Annotated in this window: 14 protein-coding genes; all 14 read right to left on the bottom strand. The window is 69.5% G+C overall.

Features of this window, described 5'->3' with window-relative positions; translation table 11 throughout:
* Positions 1 to 4,986, bottom strand: a complete 4,986-nt coding sequence (locus ACFYMO_RS03995) for a hypothetical protein (RefSeq protein ID WP_388544048.1) — start codon at positions 4,984 to 4,986, stop codon at positions 1 to 3.
* A gap of 21 nt (positions 4,987 to 5,007) precedes the next feature.
* Positions 5,008 to 5,376 carry a hypothetical protein gene (locus ACFYMO_RS03990; RefSeq protein WP_388544045.1) on the bottom strand — a complete coding sequence of 123 codons (369 nt, stop codon included), beginning with the start codon at positions 5,374 to 5,376 and terminating at the stop codon, positions 5,008 to 5,010.
* 38 nt (positions 5,377 to 5,414) lie between these two features.
* Entirely contained in the window at positions 5,415 to 5,771 is a 357-nt protein-coding gene (locus ACFYMO_RS03985; protein ID WP_388544042.1) for a hypothetical protein, read from the bottom strand.
* 97 nt (positions 5,772 to 5,868) lie between these two features.
* On the bottom strand, positions 5,869 to 6,474 hold the full coding sequence (locus tag ACFYMO_RS03980) for a phage tail protein (protein ID WP_237735873.1): 606 nt from the start codon (positions 6,472 to 6,474) through the stop codon (positions 5,869 to 5,871).
* A 57-nt stretch (positions 6,475 to 6,531) separates the two neighbouring features.
* Positions 6,532 to 6,915, bottom strand: coding sequence for a hypothetical protein (locus ACFYMO_RS03975; RefSeq protein ID WP_388544039.1), 384 nt, complete (start codon positions 6,913 to 6,915; stop codon positions 6,532 to 6,534).
* A 17-nt stretch (positions 6,916 to 6,932) separates the two neighbouring features.
* Entirely contained in the window at positions 6,933 to 7,262 is a 330-nt protein-coding gene (locus ACFYMO_RS03970) for an HK97 gp10 family phage protein (RefSeq protein WP_019357976.1), read from the bottom strand.
* Between the two features lie 9 nt (positions 7,263 to 7,271).
* Complete coding sequence (locus ACFYMO_RS03965) at positions 7,272 to 7,601, bottom strand: hypothetical protein (protein WP_388544037.1); 330 nt, start codon at positions 7,599 to 7,601, stop codon at positions 7,272 to 7,274.
* A 32-nt stretch (positions 7,602 to 7,633) separates the two neighbouring features.
* The gene (locus ACFYMO_RS03960) at positions 7,634 to 8,050 is read right to left on the bottom strand and encodes a hypothetical protein (RefSeq protein ID WP_388544034.1); all 417 of its coding nucleotides are present in this window, start codon (positions 8,048 to 8,050) and stop codon (positions 7,634 to 7,636) included.
* 12 nt (positions 8,051 to 8,062) lie between these two features.
* On the bottom strand, positions 8,063 to 9,052 hold the full coding sequence (locus ACFYMO_RS03955; RefSeq protein ID WP_388544032.1) for a glycosyltransferase family 4 protein: 990 nt from the start codon (positions 9,050 to 9,052) through the stop codon (positions 8,063 to 8,065).
* A gap of 2 nt (positions 9,053 to 9,054) precedes the next feature.
* On the bottom strand, positions 9,055 to 10,017 hold the full coding sequence (locus tag ACFYMO_RS03950; protein ID WP_388544030.1) for a phage major capsid protein: 963 nt from the start codon (positions 10,015 to 10,017) through the stop codon (positions 9,055 to 9,057).
* Between the two features lie 15 nt (positions 10,018 to 10,032).
* Positions 10,033 to 10,698 carry a hypothetical protein gene (locus ACFYMO_RS03945; RefSeq protein ID WP_388544028.1) on the bottom strand — a complete coding sequence of 222 codons (666 nt, stop codon included), beginning with the start codon at positions 10,696 to 10,698 and terminating at the stop codon, positions 10,033 to 10,035.
* Positions 10,699 to 10,707: 9 nt separating this feature from the next.
* Positions 10,708 to 11,475, bottom strand: a complete 768-nt coding sequence (locus tag ACFYMO_RS03940; protein WP_388544025.1) for a hypothetical protein — start codon at positions 11,473 to 11,475, stop codon at positions 10,708 to 10,710.
* Positions 11,453 to 12,883: a phage portal protein gene (locus ACFYMO_RS03935; protein WP_388544022.1), complete on the bottom strand. Its 1,431-nt coding sequence runs from the start codon at positions 12,881 to 12,883 to the stop codon at positions 11,453 to 11,455. Before ACFYMO_RS03935 ends, ACFYMO_RS03940 begins: the two co-directional genes overlap by 23 nt.
* A gap of 13 nt (positions 12,884 to 12,896) precedes the next feature.
* A complete protein-coding gene (locus ACFYMO_RS03930; RefSeq protein WP_388544020.1) occupies positions 12,897 to 14,699 on the bottom strand; it encodes a terminase in 1,803 nt (600 codons plus the stop codon).
* Positions 14,700 to 14,808 lie beyond the last annotated feature (109 nt).

The following is a 14,808-nucleotide window of genomic DNA, read 5'->3' as shown; positions in this document are numbered from 1 at the left end:
TCACCTCCCCGCCCGCGCACCCAGCGCCGTCAAAACCTCACCGTTCGACCGCCGCACCTCAGCCCGCGCGATATCCGTGATCTCCCGATCGCCGACGTACACGGTCACCGAGAGGTCGCCGAGTGCGGGCTCGTCGGTGCCACGTGCTGCAGCCCCCGTCAGTACGTCCCACTGCCTGCCAGTCAGTACCGGCTCGGGCCGGCCTGTTCCGTTCGCGACGAGGTTGAGGCCGGGCTGGAGCAGACCACCGTCGTCGTACCAGTGCGGCGACCTTGACTGCCACCTCGCCCAGGCCCTCGCCGGGGTGCCGTAGTCGTAGCGCTTCTTGATGTAGCCCATGCCCCACTTGATCTGTGTGGCCGGGTTGGTGCGCCAGTCCGCGCCAGCCGACCGCATTTTGGAAGCCGGAAGCGCCTGCGGAATCCCGTAGGCGCCTGAGCTGGGGTTTTTCGCGTTCCAGCGCCACCCGGACTCACGGGTCCACAACTTCTTGAGCGGCGGCCACTGCTTTTGCGACCAGCCGAACTCACCCAACATCTGGCGAGCCGTGGCCTGCGCGGCCTTCACCGACTTGCCGCCGCCACCACCGATGGCAGGCTTGAACCCGTACCAGTTCTTCCCGAACATCGGGCTGTTGTAGCCGCGGGCCCGGGAGCCGACGACGACGCCGTCGCCACCGCGCGACTCCACGTTCGTCCCGGCCAAGGTGCCCGCCGTGTGCCCCTTGCCCTTGTTCGTGATGCCGATCTGGTACGGGCTGCGCTTGTGGTACTCCCACCCAGCCGGAGCTCTCTTCCCGGAGAAGGAGAACGTGGACCACAGGCGCCCCTTGGGCTTCTTGCCCTGGATGACCTTCTGGATGCTGCTGAGGAACCCCGAGCAGTCAAAGCTCGGGTTGCCTGCGCCGCCCCACTGGTAGGGCTTCCCTGCCTGCGAGCGCGCCCACTTCAGCGCACGGGCGACGCCCTGCCCGCCCAGCTCCGAGGTCTCCGACCCCTTGATGGCGGACAGCGCCTCGGTGAGAAGTCCAGAGGGGACGGCCTTGGCCAGCGAGCCCCAGCCCTTGGTGCCGCCGGGCACCTTGTTGATCAGGGATCGGATGGGCTTGGCCGCCGCCGACGCGGCCTTGTACACGCCGCCCAAGGCGGCATCCTTCAGCTTGCCCAGACCCTTGGAGACGGACCCGGCGACCGCACGAGCACCCCCGGCGAGCTGCTCACCTGCCCCCTTGAACCAGTCGACGGCTCCACCCAGTGCGAATCCGGGCACACCGCCAGCCGCGGGAGCCGGACCGCTCTGGCCCGCTCCCCCGCGGGCCGCAGCCCGGAGCCCCTCGACGGCACCGTGTCCGCCGGCTCCCTGCACTTCGCGCGCGGTCCACACGTGCTCGCCGCGGGACAGCCGTGCGGGGATGCTGTCAGACGTCGCCGTACCCGGGCCGTGAACCGGGCCGCCGGTGGCGAACTTGAACACCGGCAGCTTCTTGATCGGCAGGACCTTCGCGGCCGTGTTCCACAGGCCGCGGACGCCCTTGTTGTACACGAAGTCGATCACCCATTTGATCGGCTTCTTCGTCAGGCTCTTGATCTTCGCCCAGGATTTGCCCAGGGCGTCCTTAGCCTTCCGGAAGCTGTCCGCGACCTTCGACACCGCGCTCTTGATGGCGTTGAAGGCGGGCCGGATGCCCTTCTCCCAGGCGACGCGGATCGCCGTCCGGATACCCGACCACACGGGCTTGATGATGTTCTTCCACAGCCACTTGAAGACGCCCGCCATCGTGCGGATCGCCGACTTCACGAAGCCGAAGTAGCGCTTGACGACGTTGGTCCACCACCAGGAGATGACCCTCCCGATGCCGCGGAACACGGGCGACAAGATGTTCCGCCACAGCCACGTTGCGACCTTCGCCACCAGGCGGAACGCACCCCGCACCAGCCCGAAGTACCGGCGCACGATGTTCTGCCACCACCAGGTGACCACCACGGCGATCCCGTGGAACACCGGGCTCAGCACGTTGTGCCACAGCCACACGGCGATCTTCGCGACCCAGCGGATCGCGACGACCAGCGCATTGAAAACCGGCTTCAGCACCACGTTCCACGCCCACAGGGCCGCGGTCTTGATGCCCTCCCACGCCGCCTGCACAGCGGTCCGGAACCAGCCCCAACGCTTGTAGGCGTAGACGACAATCGCGACGAGCGCGATGATCCCCAGGATGATCAACGTGATCGGGTTCGCTTGCATGACCGCGTTGAAGATGACCATGCCGATCGTCCACAGCCGCGTCACGATCAGCGCCGCGTACATGAGCTGGATCAGCCACGGCAGGGTCGTTGCGATCGACGCGATACCCCGGGCCAGCGCGCCCAGCACATCGAGGACCGGGCCCTGCAGAGGGATCAGCGCCTGCGACACGTCGAGGAACGCCCGCCCCAGGTCGCCCAGGGTCGACGCGAGTTTCGGTCCGAACTTCGCCGCGTAGTCCAGGAAGCGTTCGAACTCAGGCGAGCCCTTCAGCCCGGTGCCCCAGTTCGCGAACCGGCCGGTGATCGACTCCATCCGCTCGGAGATGGAGTCCATGTGCGGCAGGAACGCTTGGACGATCCCGGCCATGCCCTTGAAGATCCGGCCGAAGCTGACGCCGAGGCTGACGACCGCAGGCTCGACACTGCCCTGCACGTCCTTCTTGAAGCTCTTCCACCAAGGGGACTTGAAGCCGGCCGACACCCGGTCCTGGAGTGTCTTGATGCCGCGGGCCGCCGCCAGTACCAGCGGCGTCAGGCCCGGCAGGCTGTTCTTCATCCCGTTCAGGGCCCGCGTGAAGATCGGCATCACAGCCGGCTGCAAGCTCCGCGACCAGGCGGTGAAAGCCTTCCGGAGCGACACGAACGCGTTGAACGTGCCCCGCGTCGCCGGCGTCATCTTCGCCAACGCCGCCCGGTATTTCGCCTGTGCGGCAGCAGCCTGATCCGCGCCACCCGCCGCCGACAGCTCAGCCGACCGGATCTGCCGCTGCGCACTCGACACCGCATCCGCAGCCGACTGCTGCGCCACCGCCACGTTCCGGGTGGCCTCACCCACCCGCTCCTGCGCGGCAGCCACATCCCGCGCCGCCTGCGTCTGCGCGCGGGCCGCCTCCACCTGCGCGTCCCGCACCCCGCGCGCCCGGTCGGCCACCTGCTGCTGCGTCGACGCCAGCCGCTGCTGAGCCGACCGCACCGTGTCGCTACCCGAGACCCCGGCCTTGTTCGCCGCCGCGGTCTCCGCCTTCAGTCGCTTCGTCTCAACCGTCTGGTCCTTGAGGCGCTGCACCGCCTGGTCGTAGGCGAGCTGCGCACGAGCACGATCCAGCTCGCTGGACCCCGCATCCTTCATCGTGCGGGCCAGCGAAACCTGCGCCTCCCGCACACTCAGCACCGCATCCCGCTGAGAGAGCTGTGCCCCAGCCAACCGTGCGTTCAGATCCTCCAGCTCGCGGGCCGCCTCACGGCGCGCATCCGTCAGATCCTGCTGCGCCTGCCGGGCATCACGCTGAGCCGACGACAATGCCCGCTCCGCATCCTGCACCGCACGGGCAGCCGCCTCCTGCCGCTGCGCCGCGGTCGCCGCCGCGTCCGCGGCAGCCTGCCGGGCCTGACGCACCTGCCGCTGGGCCTGCGCGATCTGCCGGGCCCCGTTCCGCTCCGCCGCAGCCAGCGCTTGCTGGGCGCTCGCCTGCGTCAGGGCATGCCGGGCCGCCTGCGCAGACGCCTGCCCGCCGGACGCGGTCGCCCGCGACGCCGCCTCCTGCGCCGCCTTCTGCGCCTGCAGCGCACCGGCGATGTCCTTCACCGCGGGCACCGCGACCGCGGCCAGAGCACCCACACCGGCCGCCGCGACGGTGGCCGCCGCGGTGACCGCGCCGAGGCCCGCCGCCAGGGCGGGCACAGCGGGCAGGACAGCGACGCCACCCACCGCGATCGACAGTTGAATGAGGGCCCGCACCGCGGCGGACGTGTCCACCCGCACCCGCGCCGTCTGACCGTCGAGACGGTTCACCATGGCCTGCACGGCGGCGAGCTGCGTCGCGGCAGCAGCCGCGTCCACCCGCACCGCCACGTCCGCGTCCGAGGCGGAAAGCCGCTCCAGTCGGCCCTGCAGTTCGGTGATTTTCGCCTGGGCGGTGGCCGCGTCGATATCGACGCCGACCCGCACGTCCCGCAGCGCCGTCAACTGGGCCCGCAGGCTAGCGATCTCGCCCTGCGCGGGGGTGGTGTCCGCCCCAATGTTGATGTTGGGGAGGGACGATTCTGCCTGCTGCACCGCGGCACGAAGCCGCTGCCCGAACGTGCCGTCGGCCTCCAGGCGGATCGTGGTGCGGTCCGCCGAGATCCGGTCCAGCTCGGCACGCACCTCGGCGAGCTGTGCCCGCGCCGCGGCCGTGTCGGCCCGCACAGTCGGGTTGGGGTGAGCGGCGCCCAGCCGCCGCAGTTGATCCTCCAGCTCTGTGATTTCGGCGCGGGCCTCGCCCGTGTCGATGTCGACGCCGATGCGCTTGCCCGCGAGGGTCTCCATGCGGGCCCGCAGGGCCTGCAGGTCGGAGTCTGCCTCGGACGTGTCAGCGCCGACGGTGACGTCGGGCAGCGACCGGAACGCGGCCTCGATGCGGGCGCGGGCGCTCCTCGCGAACGCCCCGCCCGCCTGCTCGCCCTGCTTCGCCGCCGCCGGGCGGGCAGTCCGCCCGCCCTGGGTGACACCGTCCCGCAGCGCACCGCGGATCTCGGCGGTGATGCGGGCGGCGATCTGCGCGCCGATCTGCTGCCCGATCTGCAGGCCGACCTGCCCCACCTCGGACTGCATCGCCGGCCCGAAGCTACGCCCGGCCGCCTTGCCCGCGTCCTCTCCGGCTTTCGCCGCGGCGGGCACCAAGGCTGACTTGAGGTGGTTGTAGATCCCCTTGGTGTTGGGGATGACATCGACCTCGACGGATCCGACGGAGATGGCCACAGGAGGACTCCCTCCCGCGCGTCAGGCCGCGCCTCCGTTGATGAGCTGGAACAGCCGCTCGGCGGCAGCGTCCGACATGGGTGCCGTCTTCTTCTTGCGGGGCTGAGCCCCAGGGCGGCGGATCGGCTCGGGCTGATCCGGCCGCTGCGACTTCTTCTCCGTGTTGACGCAGATCAGCGTGTACTGGAGCTGCGCCACCCGGTCCGCCAGCAGCGCCAGCAACTGCTCGGCCTGCGACCAGCGGCCCTTCTCCGGCTCGCCCAGGTCCGCCTGCTCATCCAGCTCGACGTCGGACAGGCTGTTGCGGATGGCGGTCATCGTGTGCGACTCGGGCGGCAGATGCTGGATCAGCACCCGCAGCCACGCCCACGTCCGCCGCCCGGCCAGCACGTCGGTGATGTCGTAGTGCCGGTCGATGAGGTCAGCTCTTACCGCCTCCGGGTGCTCCTGCCAGACCGAGACGGCCCACCGGATTTCCCCAGGTCCTCACCCCCGGCGCGGGCCGCGGCCTCCGCGAACCGGCCGATCGCGTCCATGTCCGGGTCGAGGTCCTCGTACACCTCGACGTCGTCCTCGTGGAGGACGAGCGCCATGAAGGCGTCCATGTCGCCGGAGTTCAGGGCGCGGAACGCGGACGCGCGCCAGCGGCCGGCCGGGAGGGCTCGGACGTCCTTGGTGACGCCGTCGTAGCCGGCGAGGGGCACCGGCACGTAGGGGTCGAGTTCCTGCTCGGCTTCCGCCTCCTGCGCGGCGGCGGCGTCGAGTTCCTTCTTCGTCGTGGGCATAGCGCGGGCCTCTTCTCTCTTCCGGGCGCGGGCCAGTGGGGAGGTGGCGGGCCGGGCCCGCGCCAGAGGGCGGCCCGCCACCAGTCATGGGGGTCCGTCAGGACCCGGTGTACTCGGGCGTCGCAGGCAGACGGTCCGCGTGGTAGACGGTGTTGCCCTCCGTGTCGGGATAGGCGGTGATCGTCCACTCGTAGCCGGCCGTCTCGTCCTGCTTGTGGTTCACGTCCGAGCGCTCCGACACCTCGCCCTCGGGCACGTAGAACCCCTGCATGACGTTGCCGTCGATGACGATGAACCACCAGGCGCGGCGGTCCGGCAGCGGCGACGCGGTCTCCGCGTAGGTCGTCAGCCCGTCCTCGTCGGGCGCCAGATCCGCCTCGGCGATCCGGTACTGGATCGACTTGACCGTTGTCCGGCTGGTCTCCCACGCCGTCAGGCCGAACGTGCGGACGGACTTGGTGATGGTCGTGCGCCACGGCGACGTGTAGCCCCAGGGGGTGTACTCCTCCGAGTCCTCGTCGAAGCCCTGCGTCAGACCGTCCTCCGAGATGCCGCCGATGGGCTGCCACAGCCCCGTCGGTTGGATCAGCGGATCGCCAGGGGAGGTGGTTCCGACAGGCGCCGTCCATCCACCTCCGTTCGCACCGATCGCTGACAAGTCCGCAGCGCGAGTGATGTTGACCATCAGGGGGTCTCCCAACATGCGAAAACCCCGCACACGGGCGGGGTTGGCTTACAGGTCCGGCGCGGGCCTGGCCGGTCAGGAGACCGGGTGAACGAACATCTGATACGTGGCCCCACAGCGGCGGAGCCCCGTGTTCTCGTATGGGCGGATCGCGGGCGGCGGATCCGAGGAGATTCGCCCCCACGTGGCGTTGCTGGTCGTGCTGCCCCGCAGCTCGCCGAGGAGAGCGCCGCGGATCGTCGCCGACAGGGCGATCGCCTCACCGCGGGTGGCGGCATACACGTCGACGTCGACGAGCGCCCGGTCCAGCCGGAACCCGTCATCACCGCCAGCCGGAAGCCGCTGCACCTGCACCGTCGGCAGCTCGTTCAGCAGGTTGTTGTCGAGTTCGTCGCGCACCACCACGCCGCCGCCGAGCCGCTCCTGCAGCCAGCCGATCAGCTCCAGCTCGACATCCACCGACCCGACCGCCGCCATCACCGGCCGCCCGCCTGCGCCGCCCGCAGCAGCACATGATGCGCGTGGACACGTTCGGTGCCGTACTCCACCCACCGGGCATACGGCGCGCTGTTCCACACAGTGGCCACCGCACGGTCTTTACGGCGCCCGCCACGGCGCGTACTCGTCGAATGCCACGACGCCTTGTACAGACCCGGGTGCGGATCCCACGCCGCCGTACCCACCGGGGAGATGCCGGCCGCCGCGTCCTTGATGACGTCGGCGCGGCGCAGCATCTCCACCTCCACCATGCGGCTACGCAGCAGCTCCCCGACACCCTTCCGGGACATCTTGAACTTCGCAGCCATGCGCACCTCCTAGCCGGTGACCCGATCGGCAGCGAACTGCACCGGACCCGCAGTGCCTGTGAAGGGGCTGCGGCCCCAGTCGCCCGGCTGACCGGTCACCTCGCACACCTCGCCGCGGATACGGAACTGGTCCGTCGTCAGCACATCGCTCCCGGGCGGCGTGTAGACCGTGTAGCCGACGATGACCGTGTCCCGCCCCGTCTGCTCCGGGCCACCCACTGCAGGCGTCTCCGCCCGAGGCGTCACCACACAGCCCGGCATGTCCGTCTCCACCAGCGGCCCCGGAATCGGCTGACCCCGCGGGTCCCGGCCCGGCGACTCGCCACGCCGCAGACGCACCACCGTCTCCCCATACGGGTACGGGGCGGGCATCAGACCCAGCCCCAGCCAGGCTCGTACTCCAGGCCCGGCCCGTAGGAGTAGTCGATCGGATATGTCGGCGACGGGTCCGCGGTGTCCGGCGTCGGATCGACCGTGAACGCCCCGCCACGACCCGCCATGCTCTTGAGTGCCGACTTGTCGGCCTTCGTCAGATACAGGCCGCCGGACCCCTGCGGGCGCTGCACCGACATCGGCCCGATCGTCTCGTAGCTGACGCTCTGCGGGTTCACATACGCGCGGCCCGCAGCCGACAGCACCACAGCCTTCGCACCATCCGGCAGCGGCGTCACCACCGCCAGACACAGATTCGTGGCCTGCTGCAGCAGCAGATCCGCCCGAGCCCCCTGAATCTCGTCGAGACCCAGATACAGGGCCAGATCCTCCGCAGACGGCACCGTGTACGCCATCTGGGTCTCCTCTCAGGCGAGGGCCTCGACGGTGTCGCACCATGCAGCCAGCTCGGCCGCCGGATCCAGCTCCCGGGACCGGGCACGGGCCCGCTTCGCCGCCAGCCGGTACTCGGCCGGATCGCCCAGCAGTCGCCGCAGCACCGCCTCGTAGCCGTCGAGGTCGTTGCGGTCGACGAAGATCCCGGCCTCACCCAGCGACTCGCACAGCCCCGGCGTCGGATGCGCCACCACCGGAATCCCGGAAGCGAGCGCCTCACAGCCGGCCCGACCCCACGACTCATACGAGGACGGCATCAGCAGCACCCGCGTGCGGGCGTACACCTGCTGGGCCATGTCCTCCCCCGGCACCTGCGGCAGCACCTCGACGTTGTCGAGACCGTCGAAGTCGACCTGCTCGCCGTAGGCGCCGCGGACCGCGAGGAACTGCTGCTCCGGCATCCGCTCCGCCAACCGCCGCAGCACGTTCCCGCCCTTGGCTTCGCAGCAGTTGATGAGCGTCACCGCGCTGCCAGGCTTCGCCTTGTACTCGTCGGCAAACACCGGAGGCCGCACGATAAGGCTGGACGCGGGGCGGACGGACTTCGGGTACTCGGCGAAGAACAGCTCCGCCTCCGCCTCCATCCAGCGGCTGTTGTACACCGCCAGCGCCGTCTGCCCAGCCGCGGCGTCCCGGAACGTCGTCCTGTGCGTGTTGTGGCAGATCACCACCATCGGCTTGCCGTAGCCGCGGGCCAGAGACGACGTCGACGGCACGCACTCCAGATGCGACACCAGCACATCCGCCCTGCGCACCGCCGTAGCGAAGTCCAAGCGCGACTCCAGCGGCACGATGCGGATGCCCCGATACTCGTAGACCTCATGGGCCTTCCCGTACCGGGACAGCCACACCTCCACCTCGTGACCGCGCTCCACCAGCGGACGCAGCATGCTGATGAGCATGTGCTCGGCGCCCGCATTGTGCTCCGGCGGTGCCGCATGCACCCGGGCGACGAGCCTCATGCTCAGGTCCCGCTGGGGGTGCCGGTGAACTTGACGAACGCCTCGGCGTCGCCCAGGACGAAGCCGTAGTACGCCTCGGCCAGCAGCAGCACCAGGTTCTCCTGGAACGCCGAGTGGACGCCGCCCTCCTCGTCGATGTACGTCGCCTCACGGGACAGCTTGACGCTGATCTCCATGCCCACACCGAACGCCGCCTGCGACCAGTCGCCGCCCACAGCCCGGAGTCCGGAATCGGTGCTGGTCGACTGACGGCGCAGCTTGCCGCTGACGGAACGCGAGTAGGCGAGCGGCTCGCCGATCAGCTCACCCTGCAGAGCCGCCCCCGTGCCGGCGCCCGGCTGCCGGGTCTGCACGAACAGCGGCTCGCCCGTCGTCGATGTCGCGGACAGCAGCTTGGGCTTCAGCCGGTTGTCGGCGACGGTGCCGGTGTAGTCCCAGTCGTCGTCGATGATCTGGTCCAGGCCCTCGACGAAGTCGCCCCAGACGCCGCCCATGTTCTGCGCCGTGGTGCCCAGCGACACGCTCTTGCTGGTCATTGCCAGGTAGTCCGCGAACGGGCCGGTGCTGCCGGCCATGTTCTTGCCGTGGATGGTGGCCATGTCGAAGGCGCGGGCGAACGCGGTCGGAAGGTCCCGCTGCAGCTGGGTCCACAGGCCCGCCGCGTTGGACTGGGCGACCTCCATGGACACGGGGATCAGCGTCGCGATCTTCTTTCCGGACATCTGCTTGACCTCGACGCCGCCACTCGACAGCGGCTTCTTGCCGCCCTCGGCGACCCAGTCCGCGGTCGGCACGTCCAGCGGCACCGGCACCGCCGTGTTCGCCGTCATGGACAGCGGAACACGCCGCGCCAGCGACATGACCGCGGAGCCTTCGACGGACTTCTCGAAGATCGGGGCGACCAGGGTCTCCGGAAGGAAGACCGGGTCGACCGCAGACAGCTTGATCGGATCGGTGGTTGCCATCGGGGGCTACCTTTCTCAGTGGCCCCGTGCGAGGCCCTGCTTCATGAAGTCGGCGAACACCGCCGACGGGTCAGATGGGGTTCGATTGCCGTTGCCCGACGAGCCCTGAGACCGGTCCGGAGCAGGCCGCCGCGGGCTGGTGTCCGCCGGCTTCGCGAGATGCGGCTTCGCCTTGAGGAGCGCCTTGAGGTCCGCGCGGATCTGCTCCGCGTCGACCTCTCCGTCGTCGCTCACGTAGCCGTCGAGCGACAGGAACGCCGCAGCGTCCTCCGGGTCGGCGAACTCGCCAGCGGCCAAAGCCCGCACCTCCGCGCGGACCGCCCGCTGCTGCACCGCAGCGACGCGCTCCTCGGCGGCCTTGAGCTGGCTGGCAAGCCGCTCGGCCTCCGACTTCTGCGCCTCCTCGGCCTCCCACGCCTTCTGTGCGAACGGCTCCAGTTCCTTGGCCGTAGTCCGATACTTCGCAGCTTCCTTACGGAGCTTCTCGATCTCCCGGCGTGCCTTCTCCGGGTCGTGCCACGGATCCGTCTTGCCGCCCTCCGGGGGCTGCTCGGCGGTCTGCTGCGGCTCGGTTGACTGCTCGCCCTCCGCCGGCTGTTCCGGGGCAGGGCTGTTCGGCTCTTCGGGCATGGCTGAGTCGCCCTCCTGGGGCTGAGAAAGGGCCACCACCAGGGCAGCCACGGGGTTGTGTCAGTGAGCAGCAGGCAGATGCCCGTGCTCAGCCAGCGCCCGCCGGAAGCGAGCCAACTGGTCTCCGGAGTGCGGTGCGGCGTACTCCTGGTACAGCCGCTCCCACTCCTTGGCCTTGTCGGACAGCTCGAACGACTGCCCTCGGAAGATCGGGACCACGCCGCAATGGCAGCCGTCATGGGCCCGGAAGTTCGCCGTATCCCGCTCATACACCGCGCCGCGGATCGCGAGGGCCTTACAGAAATGGCAGGCTCCGAGCGCCGCGGTACGCGCCCAGCCGGTGGCCTGCCGGTCCCGGCGCACGGCCTCCCGCACCGCCTCCCGGCCCTGATCAGCCACGAGTTTCTGGGCGACCGCCTCCGCCTTCTTCCCGGCCTGCTCCAGCCGCACATCCAGCGGCGCAAGCTGCGCCGGCGTCGCCTCCTCCTCGGTCCGCGGCCACAGGTCCTTCGTGGCCCACCGCAGGCTGGCCTCAGTCTTCTCCACCGGAGGCGGACCGATCAGCGGCACCGTGAACCGACCCGTCACCCGAGCCGCCACACGCTCCGCCTCATAGAAATCCGCGGCCAGCGACACCGACGCGTCCGCATAGTCGTCGACCACAGCCCGCACAGCCTCGACCCAATCCGGCACCGACGCCTCCAGACGGGTCGGCACGATCAGCCGCCGCAGCTTCCGCACATCCCGCCCGAGCAGCCGCGTCAAACCCCGCTGCGCACGACGCCAGCGACCCACACGGTCACCGTCATCCGAGACCGTCGTCGCCACCGTCAGGCTCCTCTGGCTCCTCGTCCGGCTGGTCCTCCGCGCCGAGCTGACTCAACCGGTCCAGCACCTGGCGGCCCTGCGAACGGCGCCGCTCCGCCGCCACACGCTGCCGCTGATCCTCCGACAGGCCCGCCATCTCCAGCACGACCTCACCGTCCGCCGGGAGGATGCCCGCCTGGACGAGCTTCACCGCGGCGTCCGTCTGCTGCGCCACCGTCGGCGTCGCCGGATCCCGCCACACGCACTCGATCCGCCGTGTGCGCTCCGGCGGCTCTCCGTCACGCACCCACAGCGCCAGCCGCATCACATCCGACCACGCCCCGCCGAACCGGCGGCAGCGGCGCTCGGCACGCTTCACGAGCTGCGCCTCGCTGCTACGGATGGCGTCCGCCGAGGCCGGGTTGTCCGTCGTGTAGCCCAGGTAGTGCGGCGGCAGACCGAGCTGCGTCGCCATGATCCGCGCATACAGGTCGATGATCTTCGTGAAGGTCTGCGGATCGTGCGCAGGGAACTGACCGACCTGCGGGATCTGCCCGTCCTCATCCCGCTCCAGGGCCAGCACCCGACCGATGTATGTCTCCCACGCCGACTTGGTGTTGCCCTCAGCGTCCTGAAACGCGGCCTCCGAGGCACCGAGGATGTACCTGGGAGGTGCCCCATAGAACTCGGAGGTTATCTCCATGCTCATCAGCCGCCGGCACGCCGCATCCGTGATCGACATGACCTCCGGCGTGATCTCCGACTTGCCCACCCGGTCCGCGGTCCGCTGCCGATTCGCCATGCGAATCACCGGCACCACACCCAGGCCGTGCATGTCCCGGTCGAAGACCTCCCAGCCGCCGTTCGCCTCCGCCGCATGCACCGTCTCATCCGGCAGATACAGCGTGATCACGCGCACGCCATCCTCAACCGACTCCCGCAGCGCCGAGGTCGCCACCCGCGCACGGGCATCCCAGAACAGCGTCATATCCAGCGGCGACTCGGCGGTGATCAGCGGCGGGCAGTCATCCGTACCGCAATCCCCCGACCCGACCGCGATGTACTCCCGGCCGTAGGTCAGCGCGTCCAGATGCGCGAGCGACGACTCATCGAACAGATCGTTCGCCTCGGCGACCTCCCGCAGATCCTCCGCATCCGCACCATCAGCCCACCGGAACGCCTCCAACTCCAGCCGCTGCTCCAACGCCTCCACACCGATCCGCGGCCAGCCAATCACCGTATGCAGACCCTGCAGCTGCGGCGGAATGCTGATGCCCAAGTCCCTGACGAGCTGCTCGCCGTTGAAATAGCTGTCCAGCAGCTCCAGCCGGAACCGGTGCTCCATCAAATCCGTGCGCAGCGCCGTCACCAGCGCCAACTCATCATCCGACAAACCCAGCAAAGGCAGCTCAGGAATCGTGGCGGCCACAGGTCACCGCCCCTCACCTCAACACGACGACCCGCCCCTTACCAGGCGCGCCCTTCCGTTTCCCGAACTGCTCACTGTTCAGCACCATCCGCCGCAGCATCCTGGCGCCGATCGCACACACCGCCAAGTCGACCTTCCGCGCCGACTCCCGATGCTCCTTGCCGATCGAATAGCCCCAGGCGTTCGTCCGGCGCCGAGCGTTCGCGATGTGCTGCCGCAGCACCCTGTGCCCGTCATGCGGCACCTGCCGCTCAAGCACATCCCGGTAGAACCGGTCCACGGCCTCCGTGAATGTCTGCTGACGGCGCCGGTCCCGCATGTCCCACATGACCGCGTGCCGGTTCGCGCCACCCGACACGGCCTTCAGCTTCAGCTGACGCCCGTAGCGCTGCGCCCACGCGTCGATGTAGCCATCCCAGTACCGCTCGCCGTCCGCCTCGTCGAAACCCGAACCCGGGTCAGCGAAGAACGCCACCGGCCGGTACTCGGCAAACACGCGATCCACAACACCGTCGACCTGCTCGCGCGGCACCCGCCACGGCGTGTCCTCCAGCCAGTTCGCCGGCCGCTGCCACACACCCAGCGTCTTCACCAGCCCATCCGACAGACGGCAGCCAACCAAGCCGGTCGCGTCGTCGCTCTTCGAGCCGTCGAAGAACAGCACCAACTCATCCCGCGGCGCAAGGTCCATCCCCTCGTGCGGATTCGCGTCCCACTCGTACCGAGCCAGAAACGCATCCTCCGCAGCGACGATCTGGTTGAACCAGAACCTGCGCGACCGCGACGGCGGATTCCGGGTATCGAGAATCGACGCCTTCAACCGGTCGATGTCCAGCCACGTTGAATCCCCCCGCACCGCCTCCAACGTCGGAACGATCCACTCCTCCGTCAGCAGCGCCTCAGCCGGCGCCTCCAACGAGTCGTAGAACAGGCCCGTGTCCAGCGCCCGACCCGACTGCGACGACTCGAAAGCCTCCCGCGTCCGCTCCGCGACACTGTCCTCACCTGGCTCGTAAGCGTTCGTGTCCGCCAACGTCCGCGCCTGGCCATCCGCCGACTTCGTCGCGTTCCGCTCGATGACCGCCGCCATCTCATGGCCGCCGTTGGACTCCACCCAGTGATGTGTCTCGCCCATCGACGTGAACGTCGGACGACCGCCCTCCAGCGCCCGCGGCGAACTCGTCACCGCCTCGATCCGGGCCCGCCCCTTGTCGGCATAGATGATCTCCTTGCCGAGGTCGATGCGGTACTCCTCCAGCGCCCGCTTCGTGAACAAGCTCGGGAACAGCGTCATCGTGTTCCGCGTCTGGTCCTGCGACACCGCCGCGATCTGCACCCACGCCGCAGGATGCTGTACCCCGATCGGCTGGCCCGGCGGAATCCCCCACTCGTCGCCCTCGTCCGCTACCCGCCCCGACGGCCGGCACGGGCCGACGAACTCGAAGCCCGCCCACGTCGCCTTCACCGGGTCCTTGCCCCAGCCCTTCAGGCGCTGCAGGACACCATCACGCCACAGGAACCGGTTCGTCGCCGGATCCAGCGCGTACCACCACAGCGTCAGCCGGGCCTGCTCGGGCGTGTACCGCCACGGCGCCCCCACATGGTGCTGCAGGTACGTCGCAGTCCACGCCAGACAGTGCCAGCCCAGCGTGTACTCGGGAAGGAGGAACCGGCCGTCCGGACCCCGCTTCCACGTCGGCCCGATCGTGAACGGAGTGACGACCTCGGGGACCCGCTCAGACTCCGCAGCCATCGAGTTGCCCGAGCACAAACCCGCGACGCGAAAGGTGCGCAACCAGCGCCTCGACCTGATCACGAGCAGGACTCCGCTCGAAACCAGGCAACCGCACCACGACGACATCCCTGATGCCATGCGACCGGCGGCCATCCGCGAACGAGAACTGACCCTGCGGAATCTCGTACCG

It is taken from the genome of Streptomyces sp. NPDC007025 (assembly GCF_042869455.1).
GTDB lineage: Bacteria > Actinomycetota > Actinomycetes > Streptomycetales > Streptomycetaceae > Streptomyces.
Note: the sequence above shows the minus strand (reverse complement) of the source record. Positions and strands in the feature narration are given on the sequence as shown.